16 protein-coding genes and 1 pseudogene are annotated in these 23,956 nt (G+C 67.1%); all 17 read left to right on the forward strand.

Features of this window, described 5'->3' with window-relative positions:
* The first annotated feature begins 6 nt into the window (after positions 1–6).
* A complete protein-coding gene (locus HZA32_18870) occupies positions 7–723 on the forward strand; it encodes a nucleotidyltransferase family protein (GenBank protein ID MBI5426141.1) in 717 nt (238 codons plus the stop codon).
* Positions 724–826: 103 nt separating this feature from the next.
* Positions 827–1,432, forward strand: a complete 606-nt coding sequence (locus tag HZA32_18875; GenBank protein ID MBI5426142.1) for an SIS domain-containing protein — start codon at positions 827–829, stop codon at positions 1,430–1,432.
* A gap of 67 nt (positions 1,433–1,499) precedes the next feature.
* Positions 1,500–2,045: an HAD family hydrolase gene (locus HZA32_18880; GenBank protein ID MBI5426143.1), complete on the forward strand. Its 546-nt coding sequence runs from the start codon at positions 1,500–1,502 to the stop codon at positions 2,043–2,045.
* Between the two features lie 31 nt (positions 2,046–2,076).
* Positions 2,077–2,796, forward strand: coding sequence for a transaldolase (locus tag HZA32_18885; protein MBI5426144.1), 720 nt, complete (start codon positions 2,077–2,079; stop codon positions 2,794–2,796).
* A 55-nt stretch (positions 2,797–2,851) separates the two neighbouring features.
* Entirely contained in the window at positions 2,852–4,237 is a 1,386-nt protein-coding gene (locus HZA32_18890) for a hypothetical protein (protein MBI5426145.1), read from the forward strand.
* Between the two features lie 1,674 nt (positions 4,238–5,911).
* On the forward strand, positions 5,912–8,095 hold the full coding sequence (locus HZA32_18895; protein ID MBI5426146.1) for a glycosyltransferase family 2 protein: 2,184 nt from the start codon (positions 5,912–5,914) through the stop codon (positions 8,093–8,095).
* 329 nt (positions 8,096–8,424) lie between these two features.
* Positions 8,425–9,081, forward strand: coding sequence for a methyltransferase domain-containing protein (locus tag HZA32_18900; protein MBI5426147.1), 657 nt, complete (start codon positions 8,425–8,427; stop codon positions 9,079–9,081).
* A gap of 111 nt (positions 9,082–9,192) precedes the next feature.
* The gene (locus HZA32_18905; GenBank protein ID MBI5426148.1) at positions 9,193–9,927 is read left to right on the forward strand and encodes a class I SAM-dependent methyltransferase; all 735 of its coding nucleotides are present in this window, start codon (positions 9,193–9,195) and stop codon (positions 9,925–9,927) included.
* Positions 9,928–9,985: 58 nt separating this feature from the next.
* Positions 9,986–11,794 carry a hypothetical protein gene (locus tag HZA32_18910; GenBank protein MBI5426149.1) on the forward strand — a complete coding sequence of 603 codons (1,809 nt, stop codon included), beginning with the start codon at positions 9,986–9,988 and terminating at the stop codon, positions 11,792–11,794.
* A gap of 39 nt (positions 11,795–11,833) precedes the next feature.
* Positions 11,834–14,905, forward strand: a complete 3,072-nt coding sequence (locus tag HZA32_18915) for a hypothetical protein (protein MBI5426150.1) — start codon at positions 11,834–11,836, stop codon at positions 14,903–14,905.
* A gap of 46 nt (positions 14,906–14,951) precedes the next feature.
* Positions 14,952–15,677, forward strand: coding sequence for a glycosyltransferase family 2 protein (locus HZA32_18920; GenBank protein ID MBI5426151.1), 726 nt, complete (start codon positions 14,952–14,954; stop codon positions 15,675–15,677).
* A 10-nt stretch (positions 15,678–15,687) separates the two neighbouring features.
* The gene (locus HZA32_18925) at positions 15,688–17,367 is read left to right on the forward strand and encodes a hypothetical protein (protein ID MBI5426152.1); all 1,680 of its coding nucleotides are present in this window, start codon (positions 15,688–15,690) and stop codon (positions 17,365–17,367) included.
* A 12-nt stretch (positions 17,368–17,379) separates the two neighbouring features.
* Positions 17,380–18,441 carry an NAD-dependent epimerase/dehydratase family protein gene (locus HZA32_18930; GenBank protein ID MBI5426153.1) on the forward strand — a complete coding sequence of 354 codons (1,062 nt, stop codon included), beginning with the start codon at positions 17,380–17,382 and terminating at the stop codon, positions 18,439–18,441.
* 244 nt (positions 18,442–18,685) lie between these two features.
* Positions 18,686–18,901 (forward strand): annotated as a pseudogene (locus HZA32_18935) (immunoglobulin domain-containing protein).
* 156 nt (positions 18,902–19,057) lie between these two features.
* Positions 19,058–19,600: a sigma-70 family RNA polymerase sigma factor gene (locus tag HZA32_18940; protein MBI5426154.1), complete on the forward strand. Its 543-nt coding sequence runs from the start codon at positions 19,058–19,060 to the stop codon at positions 19,598–19,600.
* Entirely contained in the window at positions 19,597–20,589 is a 993-nt protein-coding gene (locus HZA32_18945) for a FecR domain-containing protein (protein MBI5426155.1), read from the forward strand. Before HZA32_18940 ends, HZA32_18945 begins: the two co-directional genes overlap by 4 nt.
* Positions 20,586–23,882 carry a TonB-dependent receptor gene (locus HZA32_18950; protein ID MBI5426156.1) on the forward strand — a complete coding sequence of 1,099 codons (3,297 nt, stop codon included), beginning with the start codon at positions 20,586–20,588 and terminating at the stop codon, positions 23,880–23,882. Before HZA32_18945 ends, HZA32_18950 begins: the two co-directional genes overlap by 4 nt.
* Positions 23,883–23,956: the final 74 nt, after the last annotated feature.

Here is a 23,956-nt window from a genome sequence, read left to right on the forward strand (position 1 = left end):
GGCCGCATGAAACCACAGGATCTCCCCGTCGCCCTCCTCGCCGGTGGCCTCGCCACCCGGCTCCGCCCCATCACCGAAAAGGTGCCTAAGCTCCTCGTCGAGGTCGCGGGCGAGCCGTTTTTCTCGCACCAAATTCGCCTCCTCAAGAGCCAGGGGCTCACACGCGTCGTGCTCTGTGTCGGCTACCTCGGCGAGAAAATCGTCGAGGAATACGGCGACGGCTCGAAGTGGGGCATGCAGCTCGATTACTCGTTCGATGGCGAGAAACTGATGGGCACCGGCGGCGCGCTCATCCGCGCCCTTCCCAAGCTCGGCGACGCGTTCTACGTGCTCTACGGCGACTCCTACCTGCCCGTCGACTACCGCGCCGTCGGCCAGTCGTTCCTCGATTCCGGCAAGCTCGGCCTGATGACCGTTTTCGAAAACCGGGAAGCCTACGATGCCAGCAACGTCTGGTGGGAAGACGGCCGCATCCGCCTCTATTCTAAAAAAGAAAAAGTCCCGCAGATGCGCCATATCGACTACGGCCTGAGCCTCTTCCGCGCCGCGGCCTTCGATGGCTACCCGCGCGACGCCGTCGTCGACCTCGCCGCGGTGCAAACCGACCTCGTGCACCGCGGCGAACTCGCCGGCTATGAGATGAAACAGCGCTTCTACGAAATCGGCTCGCACACCGGCCTGCAGGAACTCGACCGCTTGCTGCGTGCCGGAGGGACGTCGTGAGCATTCGGCGACAAGCGTGATCCCGGCACCCGCTATCCACTCGACACAGTTTTCGTCGAATATTCGACTTCACTCCCCCCTCAACCAACACCTGTATCGCTCCATGTCCTATTCTGTTCAGCACCTCAAGGAGACCGCTGAAATTGTCTCCAAGCTCAACCCGGTCGATTGCGAGAAATGCGTCGCCGAGCTCGTGGCCGTGCGCGCCCGCGGCGGCCGCCTGTTCATCCTCGGCGTCGGCGGCAGCGCCGCCAATGCTTCGCACGCGGTGAACGATTTCCGCAAGATTGCGGGCATCGAGTGCTACGCCCCGACCGACAACGTCTCCGAACTCACCGCCCGCACCAACGACGAAGGTTGGGCCAGCGTGTTTGTCGAGTGGCTCCGCGGCTCGAAGCTCAACAGCAAGGACTGCCTCTTCGTCCTCTCCGTCGGCGGCGGCAACCTCGAGAAGAACGTCTCGCCGGGCTTCATCTCCGCCATCCAGCTCGCGAAGCAGGTCGGTGCACGCGTCATCGGCATCCTCGGCAAGGACGGCGGCTACACCGCCACTCAGGCCGATGCCTGCGTCATCGTCCCGACCGTCAACGCCAATAACATCACCCCGCACTCCGAGGCCTTCCAAGCCGTCGTCTGGCATCTCTTCGTGTCGCACCCCGACCTCAAGGTGAACCAGACCAAGTGGGAAAGCGTCGTCGCGAAAAAGTGAGCTGCCTCGCCGCACAACTCTGATCTCTCCGCTGGCCGCGCCGCGAGGCGCGGCCTTTTTTCGCCCCATGACTCTTCGTCCCGCCGTCTTCCTCGATCGCGACGGCACGCTGAACGCCCCCGTCGTCCGCGACGGCAAGCCCTACCCGCCGGCCACCATCGGCGAGTTTCGCCTGCTCGACGGCGTCGCGGAAAACTGCGCCCGACTCCACGCCGCCGGCTTCGCACTCGTCGTCGCGACCAATCAACCCGACGTCGGCCGCGGCACGCAGCCACAATCCGTCGTGGAGGCCATGCACGCCCACCTGCGCACGCTCATCCCGCAGCTCGACCTCATCCAAGTCTGCTACCATGGCGGCACCGACCACGGGCAACCGTGCGAATGCCGCAAGCCCAAGCCCGCGATGCTCCTCGACGCCGCGCGCCAGCTCGGCCTCGACCTGTCGCGGAGCTGGATGGTGGGCGATCGCTGGCGCGATATCGACTGCGGCGCTGCCGCCGGCGTGCGCACGATCTTCATCGATTGGGGCTACGACGAGAAGCTGCGCGCGAAGCCCGATTACACCGTCAAATCCTTCACCGAGGCGACCGGGATTATCCTTGCCCGCCTCTAAGCCCAACCCATTCAATCCGACCCTCTCCCCCATGAAATCCCTCAGCGATCTCAAGATCCAAATCTATGCTGATGGTGCCGACAAAGCCGGCATCCTCGATCTTTACGCCAAGCCCTACATCAAGGGCCTGACGACCAACCCGACCTTGATGAACAAGGCCGGCATCAAGGACTACGAGGCGTTCTCGAAGGACGTGCTCCAGACCGTCACCGCGAAACCCATTTCGCTCGAAGTCTTCACCGACGACCTCGTCGATATGAAGCGCCAGGCGCTGAAGATCGCCTCTTGGGGCTCGAACGTCTACGTGAAGATCCCGATCACGAACTCCGTCGGCGCCTCCTGCCTCCCGCTGATCAAGGAGCTCGCCGCTCAGAACGTGAAGCTCAACATCACCGCGCTCCTCACGCTCGAGCAGGTCGCCGGCGTCGCCGCCGCGCTCAATCCCGCCGTGCCGTCCGTCGTCTCCGTGTTCGCCGGCCGCATCGCCGACACCGGCGTCGACCCAATGCCGATCATGCGCGCCTCCAAGGCCCTCCTCGCCGGTCAGCCCAAGGCCGAACTCCTCTGGGCCTCCGTCCGCGAAGTCCTCAACATCTTCCAGGCCGCCGACTCCGGCTGCGACATCGTCACCGTCCCGCACGACATCCTCGGCAAGGCCGCCAAGATGTATGGCATGGACCTCACCGCGCTGTCGCTCGACACTGTGAAGATGTTCGCCAAGGACGCCGCCGCCGCCGGCTACAAACTCTGATTCAACTCCTCGCGCCGGCGGGCCCCGCGTCCGCCGGCGCGACTTTTTCCGTCCGATGCTGCTTCGCCGCCTGCTCCTCCTCCCGCTCCTCGCCCTCGCCCTCCACGCGCAGGAAGGCATCACCGCCTTCTCCGGCCCCGAAGCCGACGCCGAAGCCGCGCGCCTTTACGCGCGTGCAAACGACTACGTGAACAACGTCGTCGAAGGAAAATACTCCTACGCCTACATCCAGTTCCATTGGAAGCGCGCCGGCGCCAACCTCGACCGCGTCACCCGCGCCTACCCCTCGACGCCCACCGCCAAACAACTCGGCGACCACGCACTGAAAGTCGGCAGTTTCGCGCCGGAATACTTCAAGACCCGGGTCCTCCCGCGCCTCGAAGAGAAGAAAGTCGCCGCTTTCGATGCCGTGAACTGCGCCATCTTCCTCTACGGCCTCGAGACCAACACCGACGACGACGGCAAGAAAGCCCTCCTCCAAACCATCGTCGAGACCCTCTGCCGCCAGATCCGCTGGAGCGAAGCCCTCGCGTTCCCCGTCCTCGACGACGAACGCCTCTGGCTCTGGAACATCGTCGTCCGCCAAGCCGCCACCTACCGCAACGACAAGCTCGCCAACGAACTCGTCGCCAACGCCAGGAACGACGCCGCGCCCTACCGCTTCCTGCTCTCGACGCAGGCCGAGGCCATCGCCTTCCGCGGCGAGACCGCTGAGACGCTCGACGCTTTCCTTAAGGCCTATCCTGAGCACGCCGGCGTGCTCCGCGCCGCGATGTTCCGCGGCCTCGTGCGCCGACAAAAGCACATCGACCGCGCCACGCAGGAAAAACGCCCGCTCAAGGGCCTCTACGACGGCCTCGACGGCATCCAAAATCCGGACCAGCCCGCCGCCTCCGTCCACGATTTCTACCGCAGCTTCGGCGCGCAGCCCGCCACGGAAATCCGCGCCGACTACGCGCGCTACTACGCGTTCCTCGGCCAGCTCGACACCGCTGCCCGCCTCGCGCCTGAGGCCGCGTGGGCGGGCGACGCAATGGACGCCCTCGCCAACCAAGAGCGTTACCCCGAAGCCGTCGCTGTCGGCCGCCGCCACGGCCAGCTCGCCGACCTCGCCTTCCTTCTCGCCCGCGCCGGCCGCAACAACGACGCCCAGTCGATCGTCCGCGCCGGCGGCAATACGCCCGCCCTCGTCTTCGCCGACTTCCGCGGCCGCCTCTACTCGACCGTGAACCGCCTCGAGGCGCGCGAAAACACCTTCGCCGACGTCGGCCTCGCCGATCCGAACCTCACCGGCCGCCTCATCTGCGAGTGGAGCCTCACGCCCAACCGCGCCCTCCGCGGCGCCACGCCGTGGGATGCCGTCGTCTTCAAGTTTGCCCCCGGTTTCGAGAATCTCCCCGAGCCCAAGGACAAATCGAAGATCGCCGCCTCCGCTCGCTGAGCGCGGCACCGCCTGGTGAACATCCTTTTCGTCAACTACGGCGATTTCACCACCAACAGCCTGAACCATATCGGCGGCTTCGCCGACTGGCTCACGCGCCAAGGCCACTCCTGCATCGTCGCCGTCCCGCGCGGACTCGAGACGCTCTCCGCCATCGCGCAGCCGGCGTTCACCGCCGCCAACTACGCGCAAGTCCTCCACGGCGAAGTCCGCTTCGCTGACGGGCGCCCGGCCGATGTGCTCCACGCGTGGACGCCCCGCGAATGTGTCCGACGCTTCGTCCTCGCGCACCAAGCCCTCGCGCCCGCCACCCGCGTCGTCGTTCACCTCGAAGACAACGAGGAACACCTCACCGCCGCGTTCGCCAAGAAACCCTTTGCCGAGCTCGCCACGTTGACCGACGACGAGCTCGCCGCGCTCTTGCCCGACGGCGTCAGCCACCCGCGTCGCTACCGCCAGCTCCTCGCGCTCGCCGACGCCGCCACCGTGATCGTCGCGCGCCTTGGCGAGTTCGTGCCCGCCACCGTGCCCACGCACGAGCTGCCACCTGGCGTCGATTTCTCGCTCTACCATCCGCAGCCGCCCGACGAGGCGCTGCGCCACTCGCTCGGCCTCGCGCGCCATGAGAAAGTCATCGTCTACACCGGCAGCACCACCTTCGCCAGCACGCCCGCGATGCGCGAGCTCCTCCGCGCCGTGCACCTGCTCCACGAGCGCGGCCACGCCGTCCGCCTCGTGCGCACGGGCTTTCATCCCGAGGAATTCGTGCGCGACTGCGCGTTCGACTGGAAACGCTTCACGCTCGACGCCGGCTTCGTGCCGAAGGCCCAGCTCCCGGCGCTGCTCGCGCTCGCCGACGTGCTCGTGCAACCCGGTCAACCCGGTGCGTTCGACGACTACCGCCTGCCGTCGAAGCTCCCCGAATTTCTCGCCACGGGCCGCCCCATCGTCGCCCCCGCGACCAACGTCGGCCTGCAACTGCGCAACGGTATCGATGCCCTGCTGCTCCGTCGCGGCGACGCCGAGGAAATCGCCACGCTCGCCGGACGCGTCCTCGCCGACACCGCGCTCGCCCGCACGCTCGGCGAAAACGCCGCCGCCTTCGCCCGCGCAACCTTCGCGCCCGATCGCGTCGGCGCGCGCCTGCTCGACGCCTACACGGCCGCCACCGCCGCCCCCAGCCGCGCCGCGTGGAAGCAATTGCGCGACGGCGATTCCGAGAGCGCGCTGTTCGGTGAATTGCTCGGCCGCCAACTCGCCTCGTCCGACGCCGCGATTCGCGCCGCCGCCCTCGGACAGCTCGATCTTCTCACCGCCTCGCTCCGCGCCGCCGAGACCGCCGCGCGCCGCGGCCTCGGCACCGAACTCCGCGCCAAGCTCGAGGAGGAAATTGCCCGCCTCGAACAGCAGCGCGAGCTAACGCGCTCGCACGTCGCCAACCTCGAACAGACGCTCGCCGGCACGCAGGAAGCCTTTGCCGCCTTCAAGAAAAGCGCCACCGAGCAAATTGCCGCGCAACAGCAGCGCATCGCCGAACTCGAGGGCATCATCGCCACGCTCCAGCGCCAGCTCTACAACTTCCAAGCCGAACTCGTCCGCACCACCGCCGTCGCCGAAGACACCGCCGCGCAACTCTCCGCGCGCATCGCCGACCGCGAGCGCAAGATTAGGAACATGCAGGAGACCTTCTCCTGGCAGGCCACCGCGCCGCTCCGCGCACTGCGCCGGCAATTCCTCGACCGCACGCCCGCGAACCCGACACCTACGCCAGTCGCAGCTGCGCCCGCAACGCCGCCTGCACCCGACGCGAAGTTCTCGGTCGACGAACCGATCTTCTGGCACCACGCCGCCGGCCCGCTGCTCATCCGCGGCTGGTGCGTTTTGCCCGACGGCACGACGCCCGACGATGTCCGCGCGACGATCGGTGAACGAGTTTTTCGCGGCAAAGCCGGTCTAAAACGTGACGACGTCACCGCCGTGCACGGCCCGGTCGTGGCCGCGAGCTGCGGCTTCGCCATCGACACGATTCTCGAAGCCGGCCGCTTCCCCGTCGTCGTCGAAGCGCGCCGCGGTGACGGCGAGTGGCAGCTGCTGCTCCGCCGCGGGCTGGTGGTTTTCCCGCCCGCGCGACCGCCGGAGATCGAGTCCTACCAGAAGTGGCTGCACCTCTACGAAGCGATCACGCCCAGCGCCCTGCGCGCGCTCCGCGACGCCGTCGCCCGCCTCCCGCACCGGCCGCTGATCTCGGTCGTGATGCCGGTCTACAACACGCCGGAAATCTGGCTGCGCCGCGTCGTCGCCTCCGTGCAGGCGCAGGCTTACGATGAGTGGGAACTCTGCATTGCCGACGACGCGTCCACCGCGCCGCACGTGCGCCGCGTGCTGCAGGAGCTCGCCGCCGCCGACCCGCGCATCCGCCTCGTGCTGCGCGAACGCAACGGCCACATTTCCGCCGCCAGCAACTCCGCGCTCGAGATCGCGCGCGGCGAGTTCGTCGCCCTGCTGGACCATGACGACGAACTCTCGCCCCGCGCCCTCGCCCGCGTCGCGCTCGAGATCGCGCGCCGGCCCGATGCCCATTTCTTCTACACCGACGAGGACAAGATCGACGAGCGCGGCGAGCGTTTCGATCCCTACCTCAAACCCGACTTCCTGCCCGACCTGCTGCTCGGCCAGAATTGCCTCTCGCACCTCTCCGTCATTCGCACGGAAAAGATCCGCACCGTCGGCGGCTTCCGCGTCGGCCTCGAAGGCAGCCAGGATTGGGATCTCGCGCTGCGCCTCATCCGCACGATGCGGCCGAGCGAGGTGGTCCACATCCCCGAAGTCCTCTACCACTGGCGCGCCATCGCCGGCTCCACCGCGCGCGCCGTCGGCGAGAAGAACTACACCGTCACCGCCGCCGAGCGCGCGCTGCGCGATCATTTCGCGGCGCTCGGCGCGCCAGTCGAACTACGCCCCGTGCCCGGCGACCACTGGCGCATCGTCCGCCCGCTGCCGTCGCCGGCGCCGCTCGTCTCGCTGCTGATCCCGACGCGCGACCGCCTCGCGCTCACGCGCACCTGTGTCGAGAGCATCCTGGCGAAGACGACTTACCCGGCCTTCGAAATCGTCGTGGTCGACAACGAGTCCGTGGAACCCGCCACCCTTGAGTGGTTCGCCACCGTTTCGGCGCGCGACGCCCGCGTGCGGGTCGTCCGTTACGCGGCGCCCTTCAATTATTCCGCGATCAACAATTTCGCCGTCGCGCACGCGCGCGGCTCGATCGTCGGCCTGCTCAACAACGACCTCGAAGTCATCAACCCGGACTGGCTCGACGAGATGGTTGCGCACGCTGTGCGTCCGGAGATCGGGTGCGTTGGCGCCAAGCTGCTTTACCCCGACGGCACGCTGCAACACGCGGGCATCATCCTGGGCCTCGGCGGCGTGGCGAACCACGCGTTCTATCGCCAGCCCGGCCACACCGACGGCTACAAGAACCGCGCGCGCCTCGCGCAGAACTACTCCGCCGTCACCGGCGCGTGCCTGCTCGTCCGCAAGGCGGTCTACGAACAAGTCGGCGGACTGAACGAGCGCGACCTCGCCGTGGCGTTCAACGACGTCGATTTCTGCCTGAAGGTCCGCGCGGCCGGCTATCTGAATCTCTGGACGCCCTTCGCCGAGCTCTACCACCACGAGTCCGCGAGCCGCGGCACCGAGGACACGCCGGAGAAGCAGGCACGTTTCGCGAACGAAGTCGCCTACATGCAGCGCACGTGGGGTGCCGAGCTCGAGAGCGACCCGGCCTACAACCCGAACTTCTCGCTCGAGATCGAAGGTTTCAAATACGCCTGCCCGCCGCGACCCACGAGGACATGATTATGACGTCGTTGCTGCGCTGGCTGATCAAACCTAGGGTCCAGCCATCAACGGCGGTCGTCTCGGCCGAATGCGAGATCCGCGATTTCTTCGTGTTTCGTGATGTGCTCTTTGTGCGAGGTCGCGTGCATTGTCGGGGTGTCGGTCGCCCCATTCCCCATGTGCAGCGCTGGGATGGGACGCTCCACGCAGTCGTCGCCGCGAATGATGATTTCAACGCTTCGGACTGCGATCATTGGTCGTTCCATTTCCACCACGCGTTGCCCGTTAATACCCCCTTTGACGAGCTGACACGCATTCGGTTGATTTTCCAGTATCCCGACGGGCGCATGGAACTCGCCGCTCCCGCCCAAGCCGGCCTCGCAGCTGACCCATTCCTCAACAGCGAAGGCCCGTTCTGGGGCGCGGTGCAGGCTCTGCCGCAGGGCAACGTGCTTGAGATCGGCTCGCGCGCGCGTTCCGGCATCAGCCGCCGCAACCTGTTTCCCGCCACCTGCAACTACACGGGATTCGACATACTGGCCGGAGAGAATGTAACCGTAGTCGGCGACGCGCACGCACTCTCGCAAACACTGCCGCGAGACCACTTCGACTTCGTGTTTTCAGTCTCCGTCTGGGAACACCTCGCGATGCCATGGCTCGTGTCTCTTGAACTCAACAAGGTCATGAAGCTCGGCGGACTGGCGATGATCAATACGCACCAATCATGGCCTGTGCATGAGGTTCCTTGGGACTATTTTCGCTTTTCCGACTTCGCTTGGGACGCTCTCTTCAATGCCGCCACGGGCTTCGAGATCGTCGGTCGCGGCATGGGCATGCCCTGCGTCATGGGTCCATCCTTGCTCAGAGCCGACAGCCATGCCAGCCGGGTCGAATGGCACTATGGTTGTCTCGCTTCGCGCGTAATCGTGCGAAAGATCGGGGCGTCGAACTTGAGCTGGTCGGTCCCTCCCGATCTCGTCAGCCAAGGCTGCTATCCGCACTGATCGAGCGGCGAGGCGGCGCCCGTGTTTTCCGGGCGCCTCGCGCAGTTCGCAATAGAGGGTTTCGCTCGACCGGTTGTCGAATGGGTAACAGCACACCGCGTATCCTGCCGCATGACCGACACTCACTCCCGCTCGGCTTACCAGCGCCACGTGGCGGCGCTCGAAGAGCGCATTCAGCGCGATCAAGCTCTTCGTCAGGCGATCGGTGGCGAGTTCATTGCCGTCGGAAAGCTTGAGCACTTTCTCCTGCGCTCGCTCAGACTTGCGGACGGACACTTGCTCGCCGACATCGGTTGCGGCTCCGGTCGGCTCGCCGCGCAGCTGGCGCCGTTCCCCGCTATTCGCTATATTGGGTGCGACGTCGTGCCTGCGCTGCTCGACTACGCACGGGAGCTTTGCCAACGCCCCGATTGGCGCTTTGTCGCCACCGAAGGCCAAGCGATTCCGTGCGACGACGCAGTTGCCGACTACGCATGTTTCTTTTCGGTTTTCACTCATCTGTTGCACGAGGACACCTACCGCTACTTTCACGAGGTGAAGCGCGTGCTCAAGCCGGGTGGCACGTTTGTTTTCTCCTTCCTCGAGTTCGCGGTGCCCTGCCATTGGGACACCTTCGCGGCATCTTATATCCGGCAGGAGCACGGACGGCATCTAAACCAGTTCCTCGACCGCGACGCGATCCGCGCTTTCGCTGCGCATGCCGGTTTTGAAATCGTCTCGATCCACGACGGTGACAAACCGCATTTCCCGATCCCGGAGGAGATCGTGTGGGAGGGCGGCCAGCGCATGCGCGAATTCGGCAACCTCGGGCAGTCGGTCGCAATCCTCAGGCAACCGATGGACTGAGCCGCAACGGGTTTCCTTTTGACGCCGCCGCGGCGCGCGAGTGACATTTCCCTGTCTCATGCGCCGCCGTTTTGTCACCGCTCTGCTCGCCCTCGCTCTGTGCGGTATCGTGGTGGGGCTGAAACTTGATGTCGTGCACCGCTTCGGCTCCGACCTGCCGATGTGGGACCAATGGGATGCCGAAGGCATCACGGTCTTCGTGCCTTGGGCCAAGGGTGGGCTCACGCTCGAGCATCTGATCCGCCCGCACAACGAGCACCGCGTCGCCCTCACGCGCCTGCTTGGGATGGCCGAACTCGCCGTCAACGGCCAGTGGGACGCGCGCCTCCAATGCGTCGTCAACGCTTTCCTGCACGCCGGCCTCGCGATCGCACTCTGGGGTTTTGCCCGCCGACTGCTCGGTGCATCGGGCTCGGCGGTGGGCTTCGTGCTCGCTGCCGCGCTCATCGGGCTGCCCATCTCGTGGCAAAACGTGATCAGCGGCTTCCACTCGCAACAATACTTCCTGCTGCTGCTATCCTTCTCCGCGATCGTGCTGCTACCGACGTCGGCACCCGGCACAGCCCGTTGGTGGCTGGGTGGCGTCGCGGGATTGCTCGCACTATTTAGCATGGCGTCCGGTCTCCTCGCCGCCGTCGCCGTCGTCGCGGTCGCGCTCCTGCAAAGTTGGCGCGGCAGCCGTCCGCTGCGATCACAAGGGCCCTCGCTGGTGCTCTGCGCAGCGCTCATCGCGGCGGGCGCAGCGCTCCACGTGCATTACGTCGGCCACGATCCGCTCAAGGCGCGCGACCTCTCCGAATTTTTCCGTTACACGCTTCACAGTCTCGAGTGGCCGCTTGAGTCCCCTTGGGCCGCCGCGCTCCTCTGGGCGCCGCTCGTCGGCCTCGCCGCGCGGCTCGCGCAGCGCGCCACCGAGGACCCGCGGTCCGACGCTCTCGTGCTGTTTGCCCTCGGAGGCTGGACGCTCGCGCAGATTCTTGCATCCGCCTACGCCCGCGGCGCCGGTGCCGACTATCCGGCCTCGCGCTACATGGACACCCTCGCCCTCGGACTCGCTGTCAACGGTCTCGCCTCCGCGTGGCTCGTGCAGCGCTGCGTCCGCGGGTGGCGGTTCGCCGCGGTGGCATTGCTCGTCGCGTGGAGCGCCACCGCCGGTTGGGGCGTCTATCGCCTGACGCGCGCAAACTACGTCAACGACCTCCCGGCAACTCGCGACTACTACGCGCGCTGCGAGGCCAATACCCGCGCCTACCTCGCCACCGGCGATCCGAGTCACTTGCGCGGCGAGGATTTTCCTTACCCCAACGCGAACAACTTCCGCGAACGCATCGACCAGCCCGCGCTTCGCGCCATCATGCCCGCCAGCGTCCGCCCGCCTCTGCGCCTGCAAACCGCACGCGGCGACGAGGTGCTGCACGAAGTCGCCGCCGGCACTGAGGCCGCGCGACCCTCGCGCCACTGGAGTTCCCGCGGCGGCCGCGCGGGCACATGGGAAAGCGTCGTCATGGACTTCCCCCGTTCGACCACGCTCCTTTTCCGCTTCGACGGCGCCCTCGCCGGCGCAGCGGCGCCGATCCTGCAGTTCCGGGATACCCGCCTCGGCGCGCCGGTCGCCGACGTGCTCGCCGAGCGCACCGGCCACAGCCCGGAGTTTTCGGCCACCGTCGCCTTGCCCGCCGGCACGGCGCAGCTCGTCGCGCGTATCGAGCGGCCGTCCGGCTGGCTCGCATTCGAGGAACCAGTCGAAGTCGCGCGCTTTTCCGCGATCGCCGCGCGCTTCGCCTCGCTCGGGCGCTGGCTCGCGCTCGTCTCCGGTATCGCGGCCGTGCTGCTGCTCGCGATGGAACGAGCGCTGGCCCGTCGTTAAGTCTTGCCCGGCAACGCGGCGCTCGAAGACCCTTGCCCGATGAATTGGTTGCGGTGGCTCTCCCCGTTGCTCGGTGTCGCAGTGCTGAGCTTCGTCGTGGCCAACACGATCCTGCCCTTCCATGGCGCGGTGGAGGAGCGCCAGTTCCACAATTTCGAGGTCACGCTCTCCTCGACCGTAGGCGGCACGGCGCAGCTCTTCTACAACGCCGGCCGGAAGTTCAACGAGACCGATTCCGCGCGCGTGCCCGTCGCGCCCGGACCGGCGGCCACGCTCCGCTTCCGCCTCAACGCCGAGGTGGTGCGCGAACTGCGCTTCGACCCCATCGATGGCGACGGCACGGTCACGATCGCCGAGGCCGTCATTCGCCGCCCCGACGGCTCCGTGCTGCACCGTTTCGCGCCGGAGGATTTCAAGGCGGCCAACCAGATAGCGCGCACCAGCGTCCGCGGCGACACGTTCGTGCTCGAGACGACATCTGGCGCCAACGATGCCTATCTGAACGTTGCGCTCCACACCGATCTCATCCGCCTGCCGGTGAAAGCCGGCTCCGCGCTGCTGCCGATGCTCGGCCGTGCCGTGCCGGTGTTCGTCGTGCTCGCGCTGTTGGTCGGCGCAGCGATTGCCACCTGGCCGCGCCTTTCGCCGCCGCTCGCGCGCGCCTTCTCGCGCCTGCGCGCTTGGGCCGCCGCGAATCCCCGCGGGTTCATCGCCGCGGTGGCGGCGTTGGCGGTCGTGCTCAGCACCTATCCCGTGGTTTTCCTCGGCGCCAGTCTGGTGTCGCCGAACTACGGCACGGTTCTCCTCTACGACGGCTTTCCGACCCTCCCCGGCGCGAAGGAGGCCGCGCAGGTCGACGTGCGCGGCGCCGACGTCGGCGCGATCATGTGGCAACACGTGCCGATGACCGCGGTGCAGTCCCGCGGCATCTACGACCATTTCGAAATTCCCCTCTGGAACCGCTACAACTCCGCGGGCACGCCGCTGCTCGGCCAAGGCCAGATGATGATCGGCGATCCGCTCAACACGCTCGTCGCGCTCGCGGGCGGCAACGCCTGGGCGTGGGACCTGAAATACCTCGCGGCGAAGTGGCTCCTCGGCTTCGGCCTCGGCTTGGTCGTCTGGCACATCACGCGCCAGCGCCTCGCAGCAGCGCTCGTGGCGTTCGCGGCGGTGTTCAGCGGATTCTTTGCATTCCGCGCAAATCACCCAGCGTTCTTCAGTTTCTGCTACGGCCCGTGGATCCTCTACGCGTGGTGCCGCCTTTGCTCGGCCGAGACGCGGCGCGGACTTTACTGGTCGGCCGTCGGCCTCGTCGTCACCAACGCTGCGATGATAACCAGCGGCACCGCGAAGGAAGCCTACGTCTCCGTGCTCTCGCTCAACTTCGTCGGCGCCGTGCTCGTGCTGTGCTCGGCGGCGCCGTGGCGCGAGCGCGCGCGGCGCACCGGGATCGCGGCGGCGGCAGGCACGGCGCTCCTGCTCGTCACCGCGCCGCTGTGGCTGACGTTCGTCGACACGATTCGCTCGTCCTATTCGAGCTACAACGAGACCTTCGCCTACCAGCTCCAGCCGAGCCTGCTGCTCGGGTTGTTCGACGAGGCGCTGCTGCGTCCGCTCTGGGAGGGAGAGCGCGTGTTCAATCCCTCGAGCAATTTTCTGCTGCTCGCAGGCGTGCTGCTGTTCCTCGCCAATCTCCGCGCGGCGGCGCACAACCGCTTCGCGCTAGGCTTCGCGCTCGCGGCTCTCGTGCCGCTGGCGTTCGTCTTCGGCCTCGTGCCGCCGCAGTGGATCGCGAACTGGCCGTTCTTCGGCAACATCCACCACATCGACAATTCGTTTGGCGTCGGCCTGATTCATCTCTGCGCCGTGCTCGCAGGCGTCGGCTTCGCGCAGGCCCGCGCCCGCTTCGGCACGCCCGAGGGCCGCGGCGACCTCGCGGTGGGCGCGCTGCTGCTCTTCGCGCTGGTATTCCTCTACCTCGGCTTCACGCAGGCCGTGCACCGCAGCACCTACACCTACCTGCATTGGGGCGAGACGGTGCCGCGCAGCGATTTCGTCTGGGGTTATTTCGCGTCGCTGCTCGCGGCGCTGGCGGGCCTCGCCTGGGCGGTGGACCGCTCGCTGCGTCGCCGCGCGCTGAGCGCGGGCGTGGTGCTGTTCGCGACGGCGTGCACGCTCACGTTGCTGTGGAAACACGGCATGCAGGTGCACTCACCCTATCCGGGCCAGACGCTCGACGCCGCACCGCGCCAGGACTTCTTCGCCCGCTCCGCGGCGATGGAGGCGCTCCATGCCGACGCGCGCGGCGAGCCGGGCCGCGCGGTCGGGTTGCACAACAACCTCTTCTCCGGCTGGAGCAGTGTCTACGACGTCGAAGGCATCAACGGCGGCGATGCGCTGATGAACCCGTATGTGCGCCAAGTGCAGGAGGCGTTCGGCATCCCACGCATCTGGGACTGGCGCCTCTACTTCGACCCCGCGGAACTCGGCCAAACACTGCCGTTTCTGAATCTGTTCAACGTCCGCTATATCGTCGACCTCCACAGCGATCAGGGCGTGCTCGGTCGCTGGCTGAAACCCGTGCGCATGGCCGACCTCGATCTCTACCGCAACGAAGCCGCGTGGCCCCGCGCGTTCTTCACCGACCGCGTGGCGGTTTACGAAGACGTGACGGACTTCGCCGCGCTCGTGCGCGGCGACCCGGCGCGCCCGCTCGCCGCGATCCAAGCGCAGGATGCGGGCGAATTGCCGGCCTCGCTCTCGCGTGACGCGAGCACCCGGCAAATCGTCCCCGCCACTCGCTACGCGCTCACGAACAATCGAACCGAGTTCGAGATCAACGCCCCCGGCCCCGGCGTCGTGGTGCTGACCGAGGCATGGATCAAGGGCGATTTTCGCGCGGAGCTCGACGGCCGGACGGTGCCTTATCTCCGGCTGAACCACGCCTTCAAGGGCATCGTGATCGATCGCGCCGGCTCGCACCGCATCGCCTTCCGCTACGTGCCGCGGCACTTCGATCTGGCGCTTGGGCTCGCCGCGTTCGGCCTCGCCGGCCTGATCGCCGCCGGCTGGCGTTGGGGCCGCCGCGAACGCGCCGCGGCGCCCTGAGGTTCCGATTGACGCGAGGCGGTCCGACCGGCTTTCCTTCCGGCCTTTGAGCACGCTTTCCGTCATCGTTCCCGTCTACAACGAGATCAGCACCGTTCGCGAAGCGCTCGATAAACTTATCGCGAAGGAAATCGCGGGCGTGCCGATCGAGATCATCCTCGTGGAGAGCAATTCCACGGACGGTTCGCGCGCCGTCGTGCAAAGCTACGCTTCGCACCCGCGTGTGCACGTGATCCTGGAGGATCGTCCGCGCGGCAAGGGCCACGCCGTCCGCGCCGGGCTCGCTGCGGCCACGGGCGACATCGTCCTCATCCAGGACGGTGATCTCGAATACAGCCTCGACGACTACGAACCGCTGCTCGCCCCGATCCTCGCGGGGGAGCGGACGTTCGTGCTCGGCTCGCGGCACGGCAAGGGCGGTTTCAAGATCCGCCATTTCGACGACCAGCCGGTCCGCGCCTTCGTGCTGAACTGTGCGCATTGGGGATTCACTCTGCTGATCAACGCCTCGCTCTGGGTGTGGCTGCGCGATCCGTTTACGATGTATAAGGTTTTCCGGCGCGAGTGTCTGCGGGGCGTTACGCTCACGTGCAACCGCTTCGATTTCGACTGGGAGCTGCTGATCAAGCTCGTGCGCGCCGGCCACCGGCCGATCGAGATTCCCGTCAGCTACACGTCGCGCTCGTTCGCGGAGGGGAAGAAGATCCGCGTCATTCGCGACCCAATCACTTGGCTATGGGCCTGGGCCAAGTCGCGCTTCGGTCCACTCTGAAGAGGGCGCGATGCTGAAAGCTCTGTTTAGCTGGCTCGATGCATATCCGTTCCTCTACTGGAGCCTTGCACTGGCGGTGACCGGCTGGGCGGTGATTCTGGCTTGGCGGGCGACATCGCGCTCCCCGGGCCGAGGCACCAACGACGCGTGGATCGACGCCGCTATCGTGGCGACCTTGTTCGCGTGGCGTTGGCCATTCCTGCTCGCCGCCCATCAACTCACCCCGGATGAAGCCCAACAGATCGCGGGTGCTATTACCCTCGCCCACGATCCCGTTTTCTGGCGCTCGGTGGACGGTGCGACCGCCGGCCCGCTGGACTTCTACGTGTTGCTCCTGCCGCATCTTGTCGGTGCCCCGCTGGATTTCTTTTTTGCCCGGCTCGTGGGCCTGCTTCTCGTCGCCGGCAGCCTCGTCATCCTGCGCCGCACGCTCGCGCAGGAAGCCGGGCCGTCGGCGTTGCCCGCGACGCTCGCCGCCACGCTCATGTTCGCCCTGTCGACGGACTGGGAGTTCATTCACTACAGCACCGAGCATGTGCCGATCTTCCTCTCGACCGCCGCTGCCGCCCTATGGTGGCGCACCCGGCCGGGGTCTTCGGGCCACACTCGTCCGGGCTGGATCGCAGCCGGCTTCGTCGCTGGCCTTCTACCGTGGGCGAAACTCCAAGCCTCGCCCTTCGTCGTTCTCTTCGCTGGCGGCGCTTGCTGGCTCGCGCTGCTCCGCGGCAACGTCAGCTGGAAGACGTCCGCAACCGAACTCGCCTGCTACGCCGTCGGTCTCGCGGTGCCGACGCTGCTGGCGGCGGGCTGCTTGGCGCAACAGCACGTGTGGTCAGATTTCTGGTTCAGCTACATCGCCCGCAATTTCCAATACGCCGATCAAGGATGGGATCTTTTGTTCGTGCTCCGGGAATTCGCACGACTAACCACGCCACTCCGGATCTTCCCTGCGTTTCTGATCGCGTGCGGAGGCCTGCTCTTCGTCGGTTTGGCCACCACCGCAATGCGTCGCCAACGCCCCTCGACCTTTGGAGCGGCTACGGCCCTGCTGGCGGCCACGGCCGTGATCGTCGTATTATCTCCGCGCCGCGGATTTTCCCACTATCTGCTGTTTTCGATAATCCCCCTCGCGGCCCTGGCTGGCGCCGCCCTCCGCACGGCGGCCGACTCGCGGCACCGCGCATTGCGCTGGGCCACTCTCGGCGCGCTGTTTGCCGCGCCGCTCGCCCTGGTCGCCGTGCGCGCGACGCTGCCGGCCCCCTTCATGATTGGCCAGCTGTCGGACCACTGGCGGCACCCCTATGGCTCTCTCGCGAGCCGGGTTCGTCAAGTTGCCCGCCCTGGCGACACGATAGCCGTCTGGGGATGGTCAACGGAGATCTACGTGCATGGCCAGCTACCCCAGGCCATCAGGGATGCCCACAGTCAGCGCCAGATCGAACCGGGACCATGGCAGCACTACTACCGCCAGCGCTACCTGTCCGATTTCCATCGCAACCGACCCGCCGTCTTCATCGACGCGGTCGGCGACGGCGCCTTCGCCTATCAGGACCGGGGCGAGTTCGGGCACGAGACATTTCCGGAACTAGCCGCATTGGTCCGCGCCGATTACGTGCAGATCGTCGACGAGATCCACGCTCGCCTCTACATTCGGCGCGATCGAGTTGAACCCGCTCCGCCGAAGCTCTAACTGTTCTCTCTCATGGCTAAAACCATCCTCGTCACCGGTTCCTCGGGCCTCATTGGCTCCGAAGTGTGCGTTTACTTCGCCGCGCAGGGCTACACTGTCCACGGCGTCGACAACAACCAGCGCGCCGTCTTCTTCGGCCCGCAGGGTGACACCCGCTGGAATCAGCAGCGCCTCACGCAGGACCTGCAGGGCTTCCAGCATCACGAACTCGACATCCGCGACCGCACGGGCGTGCTCGCGCTCGTGAAGCAACTCAAACCCTCGGTCATCGTCCACACCGCCGCGCAGCCGTCGCACGACCGCGCCGCCGCGATTCCCTTCGACGATTTCGACACCAACGCCGTCGGCACGCTCAACCTCCTCGAGGCCGCGCGCCAGGCGTGCCCCGAGTCGCCCTTCGTGCACATGAGCACGAACAAGGTCTACGGCGACGCGCCCAACTCCATCAAACTCGCCGAACTCGAGACCCGCTGGGACTACGCCGATCCCGCCTATGCGCACGGCATCGCCGAGACCTTCACGATCGACCAGTCGAAGCACTCGCTCTTCGGCGCATCGAAAGTCGCCGCCGACGTGATGGTCCAGGAATACGGCCGCTACTTCAATATGCCCACCTGCGCGCTGCGCGGCGGTTGCCTCACCGGCCCGAACCACAGCGGCGTCGAGCTCCACGGCTTCCTCAGCTACCTCGTGAAGTGCAACCTCGAGGGCCGCGAATACCGCGTCTTCGGCTACAAGGGCAAACAGGTCCGCGACAACATCCACTCGCTCGACGTCGCGCGCTTCATGGCCGCGTTCGTCAGCGCGCCGCGCGCCGGCGAGGTCTATAACCTCGGCGGCGGCAAGAATAACTCCTGCTCGATCCTTGAGGCGTTCCAGATTGCGGAAAAGTTCTCCGGCAAGAAACAGATCTACACCTACGTCGATCAGAACCGCGCCGGCGACCACATCTGCTATTACTCGGACCTGCGGAAAATGCGCGCGCACTACCCGAGCTGGGACATCAGCGTCTCGCTCGAGGAAACCATCCGCCAGATCGTCGAAGCGTGGAAAGCCCGCCCGAAGACCGCCTGAAACCGCGGGCTCCCGTGATTCATCGGCGCAGGCGGTAGCTGGCCGGACCGCTTTATCTGTCAGCCTGGGTGCGGCCAACCCGCTCGCACCGATGCCTGCTCGCTTCACGGTCCCAGCCTTCCTCCTGGCAATTTTGCTGCCCGCTTCCGCGGCGGTCTCGCCTCCGGCTTACTCGGGGTGACCACGTTCGCCGGCGCGTCGAGCGTCGGCGCGACCGACGGCTCAGGCTCCACCGCCCGCTTTCATCGCCCTGAAGGACTCGCCCTCGACACCGCCGACAACCTCTACATCGCGAACGGCTCCGTCATTCGGAAAGCTCAACCCACCGCCCCCCGTCTTAACGCAGCACCCCGCCAGCACCACCGTCACCGCCGGCACGAGCGTCGCCTTCACCACTGCCGCCTCCGGCGTCCCCTTGCCCACTTTCCAATGGTATTTGGACAACCCCCCCCGCACCGAGCTCCGCCGGATCGTCCGGCGGTGGCGCGGCCTCGATGAGCGCCGTTCTCGCCCTTGCCGCCTCACTGGGCGCACACACTCATCGTTCCAGCAAAAATCCACGCGCCGAGTAGCGGGTTGGCATCCACGGATTGTCGGATACAAGGACAAGCCGACGATGAGAGATGACTCTTCGCCATTTTCCGGACTCTACCGCCGCACGATCAGCCCGCTGCGCCGCTACCTCTCGCGCCTGCTGGGCAATCCCGCCGAGGCCGAGGACGTCGCGCACGACGCCTATCTCCGCGTCCGTCCGTCCGTAGAAAACGCCTCGGCGCAAAATCCCGACGCGCTCCTCTACACCACCGCGCGCCGTCTCGCCATCAACCGCCTCAAACGCCGCGCAATCTCCCCCGTCGTCCCCGCCGAAATCGACGCCGACCGCGCGGCCGCCACCGCTCCCGGCGTCGTGCAACAGGTGATCGCCCGCCAGGAGCTCGCTCGCCTCGACGCCGCCATCGCACGCCTCCCCGAAGGCTGCCGCACCGTGCTGCTTCTCCGCAAAATCGAGCAGCTCTCTCACCAGGAAATATCGGCCCGCCTCGGCATCGCGATCAGCACGATCGAAAAGCAGCACGCTCGCGCACTTCGTCTCCTCCGCGCCGACTTGGAGTCCGCCTCGCCCGTCACCACTGCCTCTCCCCAGGAGGCACAACCATGAAGCCATCCCCTTCCCCGAACCCCGCGGCCGAGGACCAAGCCGCACTCTGGGCCGCGCGCCTCGATGGCTCCGATCTCTCCTCGGACGACCGCGCCGCGCTCGACGCTTGGCTCGCCGCCGCGCCGGACCACCGCGCGCTCCTCTCGTCCTATTGCCAATTTTCCGCGAACCTCGAACAGCAGATGCCGTTGCTTGCAGGTATCGGGGATCAGGTTGCGGAAATCCCCCCGGCACCAAGGCTCGCCTCGTCGCGTCCCTGGTCGCGCTGGCCGATTTGGGCCGGAGCGACGCTCGCAGCGGCGGCGGCAGTCGCCTTGGTGTTCCACATCGCCTCTCCCGCGGCTCGCGTCGAGACGACCGTCACGGCGGTGGGCCAACGCCAAACCCTCGCACTCACCGACGGCTCGTCGGTCGAACTCAACGCCCACACCAGCCTGCGCGTCGAGTTCACCCGCACCGAGCGCCGCGTGCGGCTCGCCTCCGGACAGGCGTTCTTCACCGTCACGCCCGATGCCGCGCGCCCGTTCCTCGTCGAGACGCCCGACGGCACTGTCCGCGTGACCGGCACGGCCTTCGATGTTCTTGCAGCCCCGGCCACACTCCACGTCACGGTCGCCTCCGGCAAAGTCCGCGTGCGCCCCCTGCGCGCCGAGCCCGTCGATCTCCTGCCGGGCAGCCAGCTCGCCATCGACGGCGATAACATTGTCCAGCGCACGCTCGACGCGGCCGCCCTCGAACGCGCACTCGCCTGGCGCCAAGGTCTCGCCATCTTCGCCGGCACGCGCCTCGATGAGGCCCTCGCCCTGCTCGCGCGCTACCATGGCCGCACGTTCCACGCCGCCCCGGAAGTCGCCGCGCGCACCGTCGGCGGACGTTTCAGCCTCGACGACCTCGACGGATTCTTCAGCGGCATCGAAGACAGCCTGCAGGTCAAAGTCCGCCGCGATGAGAATGGCGGCTACCTCGTCGTCCCCGCCCACGCGCCTTGAACCGCTTCGCCGTCGCCGTGCGTCAGTTCTTCCGTGTTCTCGTTCGCGCGCTGCCGCTGCTCTGCTTCGCCCTCGCCTCGAACCCATCGAGCCGGGCCGCGCCGCGCGACTTCTCGCTGCCCGCGCAATCCGCCGCGCAGGCACTGCTCGCCTTTTCCGCCCAGGCCGAAGTCGAGGTCCTCTTCGCCTTCGACGAACTCGACCGCGTGGCCGCCCATGCCGTGTCCGGCCGACTCGAGCCCGAGGCCGCGCTCGCTCAACTTCTCGAAGGCACCGGCTTCGTCGGCCGCCGCAATCGCGCCGGCAAGTTCCTTGTGCGCGCCGCGCCCGCGACCGGCGCGGTCCACGGCCGCATCCTGCTTCCGGATGGCCGCGGCATCGCCGGCATCGCCGTGCGCTTGCTCGGCACCGCCAAGGCGACCGCCACCGACCGCGATGGCGAATTCAACTTCGACGCCGTGCCCGCGGGAAGCTGGCGGCTGCACGTCGCCTCCGACGGTTTCCAACCGGTCGAACTCGTCGATCTCACCGTGGAGCCGCATCGCGTGCTCACGCTCGCGCCAGTGCGCTTGCGGCTGGGCAGCGACGTCACCGTGCTCGCGCCCTACACCGTCAACGCCGAGTCGAACTCGCTCCGCACCTCACGCAACCCCGTGCTCATCGCGCGGCGCGCCGCCGGCAATCTCGACCTGCCGCGCACCGTCGACGACGCGCTGCCGTTCGCCGTCTACAACCGCGACCAGATCGTCCGCAGCGGCGCGGTCAACCTGAACCAGTTTCTCAGCCGCGAACTGCTCGACAGCGACGCCGCCGCGAGCCCCGCAGAATCGAGCACCGAGACCAGCCTCGTGACGACCGGCAGCTCCAACCTCCAACTGCGCGGCTTCGAGCGCGACGAAACCATCATCTTCATCAACGGCCGCCGCCTGCCCGAGACAATCCAAGACGTCTCCGGCCGCCTCGGCGCGCCGGACGTCAACATCGTCCCGCTCAGCCTCATCGAACAGGTCGAAGTCCTGCCCGTCTCCGCGGCCGCGCTCTACGGCGGCAACGCCGTCGGCGGCGTGATTAATCTCGTGCTGCGCCCGGAGTTCAACTCCACCGAGGTGCACACGTCCTACACCAACACGCTCGCGGGCTACGACGCGCCCGAAAAGACGGTGGCACTGCTGCACGGCCGCACGTTGCTCGACGGCCGGTTGCGCGTGCGGCTCAACGCCACGTTCAGCCGCAACCTGCCGCCCACCGAGGCCGAACTCGGGTTGATCGCGGCGCGGCCGGTCGACACCGCCAGCGATCAGATTTTTCGCGCCACGCCGAATGTGCGCAGCCTCGACGGCGCGCCCGTGTTGCCCGGCGGCTCCTCACGCTTCACGTCCGTCGCGCCCGGGGCCGACGGCCTTGGAGGACTCGCCGCCTTCGCCGGACGCGATGGCGTGCGCAGCACCGCGCTGTTCCGCACTCCGGGCGGTTTCTCGTCCTCGCCGGCGACGCGCGACTACGCCTACGGCCGCCGGCAGGACCGCGCGACGTGGTTTGGCTCGCTCAATTACGATCTCACCCCGCGCGTGCAGCTCGGCCTCGACGGCTCGTATTCCGCCACACAACTCGACCGCGGCTACAACGTCTTCTCGCAAGACTTACGCCTGCCGGCGACGTCGCCGTTCAACCCTTTCGGACGCGAAGTGGCCGTCTCGCTCAACGAAATCCCCCGCGCCCTCGGCCCCGACTACACGCGCGTCCGCCAGGAAGCCTACTCGGTGCTGGCAGGCGCGTTGATCCGCCTGCCCGCTGAGTGGCGCGTGGCGACCGACCTGCAATTCGCACGCTCGGTCACGCGGCTGCGCGGCATCGTCGAAGTCGATCCCACCGCTTGGCAGCGCCTCGTCGACCAAGGTCGCTACAACCCGCTGCGCGACACGCAAACCACCGACGCACCTGCGGCATTCTACGACGAGGCGCTGGTCTTCTACGGTGGCCGCGGCCAGACGGTGACATTCAGTGACTACGACGCGCTCGACGCCGCCGTCCGCGCCACGAATCAGGACATCACGCTGCCCACCGGCCGCGCGGTCGTAAACGCCGGTGTCGACTACCGCCGCAACCACCGCGCGTCTTACGTGGACTACCGTCGCTATGGCAACGGCGGCATCGTCGGCGACACGCAGACGTGGGGCGCGCGCTCGATCGAACGCTACAGCGGCTTCGGCGAACTGCAGGCGCCGCTGCTCCCCTCCGCTTGGCTGCCGCGCTGGCTCGCGTCGCTCGAAGCCGACGTCGCCGCCCGCTACATCGCCTCAAACAACGCCAGCGAAGCCTACGTCGCCCCCACGCTCGCCCTCAAAGCCGAGTTCGTCGGCGGCCTGGCTTTTCGCGGCAGCTTCAGCACCTCGAGCCGCTTCCCTACCCCGGGCATGAGCCGGCAAATCGTCGCGCCCGGCGGCGGCACTGGCGGCAGCGAGGGCACCTTCATCTTCGACCCCATCCTCCAGCAAGGCTACGTGGTCAACGCCACGCAGCCAGTCGACCCCGGACTCAAAACCGAGGACGCGATCACTCAAACCGCCGGCGTGATCTTCCAGCGCGGCCGCACGCGCCGCCTCCGCCTCGCGCTCGATTTCGTGGATACGCGCAAGACCAACGAACTCTTCGACCTGAAGGCTCAGGACGCCGTGAACCTCGAAACGGTCTTGCCGGATCGCGTGCGCCGCGACGCCTCCGGTCGCATCACGCAGGTTTCCGGCGGCATCATCAACGCCGCACGCCGCCACTCCCAGAACTGGAACTTCTCGACCGACGTGAGCCTGCCCGCCATCGGCGGCGGCACGCTCGATCTCTATTCACGCTGGGTCTACTTCCAGCGCTACGATCGCCAGCTGTTGCCCGGCAGCCGCGTCGTCGACCAAATCGACCACCCCGACGGCTCGATGTCGAACGTCCATCTGCTGCGCCACCGCCTCAACGTCGGCGCGAGTTGGAATCGTCCCGCCTGGGGCCTCGGCGCCGACGCCCACTACTTCGGTTCGCGCCGGCTCCCCGATTTTGAATGGGCTTCGCAAGGCTCCGACCGCATCGCGTCCACCTGGCAAGCCGACGTCTACATCCAGGGCGATCTCGCCCGCTGGCTGCCGTGGACAGACGCCCACCACGGCCTGCGCGCACAACTCCGCGTGAACAACGTCTTCGCCGCCGCCTTCCCGCGCTACGTCAACGCCCCCTCCGGTGCCGGCGTGCAATCCTACGGCGACTGGCGCGGCCGCACGCTCTCCCTCTCGCTCACGGCGACGTTTTGAGCGGCGAGCCTGGCGAAATTTCTCGGGCACCGATGGCGGAAGTCAGCCGACGGAATGTCGTGGATGACGAACGG

The sequence above is a fragment of the Opitutia bacterium genome, from assembly GCA_016217545.1.
GTDB lineage: Bacteria > Verrucomicrobiota > Verrucomicrobiia > Opitutales > Opitutaceae > Didemnitutus.

Bases quoted from the DNA above. Each gene is read 5' to 3' on its own strand.
- HZA32_18885 (MBI5426144.1), top strand. From the start codon at position 2,077: ATGAAATCCCTCAGCGATCTCAAGATCCAAATCTATGCTGATGGTGCC.
- HZA32_18870 (MBI5426141.1), top strand. From the start codon at position 7: ATGAAACCACAGGATCTCCCCGTCGCCCTCCTCGCCGGTGGCCTCGCC.
- HZA32_18945 (MBI5426155.1), top strand. From the start codon at position 19,597: ATGAAGCCATCCCCTTCCCCGAACCCCGCGGCCGAGGACCAAGCCGCA.
- HZA32_18900 (MBI5426147.1), top strand. From the start codon at position 8,425: ATGGAACTCGCCGCTCCCGCCCAAGCCGGCCTCGCAGCTGACCCATTC.
- HZA32_18895 (MBI5426146.1), top strand. From the start codon at position 5,912: ATGCAGGAGACCTTCTCCTGGCAGGCCACCGCGCCGCTCCGCGCACTG.
- HZA32_18925 (MBI5426152.1), top strand. From the start codon at position 15,688: ATGCTGAAAGCTCTGTTTAGCTGGCTCGATGCATATCCGTTCCTCTAC.
- HZA32_18910 (MBI5426149.1), top strand. From the start codon at position 9,986: ATGCGCCGCCGTTTTGTCACCGCTCTGCTCGCCCTCGCTCTGTGCGGT.
- HZA32_18915 (MBI5426150.1), top strand. From the start codon at position 11,834: ATGAATTGGTTGCGGTGGCTCTCCCCGTTGCTCGGTGTCGCAGTGCTG.
- HZA32_18875 (MBI5426142.1), top strand. From the start codon at position 827: ATGTCCTATTCTGTTCAGCACCTCAAGGAGACCGCTGAAATTGTCTCC.
- HZA32_18905 (MBI5426148.1), top strand. From the start codon at position 9,193: ATGACCGACACTCACTCCCGCTCGGCTTACCAGCGCCACGTGGCGGCG.
- HZA32_18890 (MBI5426145.1), top strand. From the start codon at position 2,852: ATGCTGCTTCGCCGCCTGCTCCTCCTCCCGCTCCTCGCCCTCGCCCTC.
- HZA32_18930 (MBI5426153.1), top strand. From the start codon at position 17,380: ATGGCTAAAACCATCCTCGTCACCGGTTCCTCGGGCCTCATTGGCTCC.
- HZA32_18940 (MBI5426154.1), top strand. From the start codon at position 19,058: ATGAGAGATGACTCTTCGCCATTTTCCGGACTCTACCGCCGCACGATC.
- HZA32_18880 (MBI5426143.1), top strand. From the start codon at position 1,500: ATGACTCTTCGTCCCGCCGTCTTCCTCGATCGCGACGGCACGCTGAAC.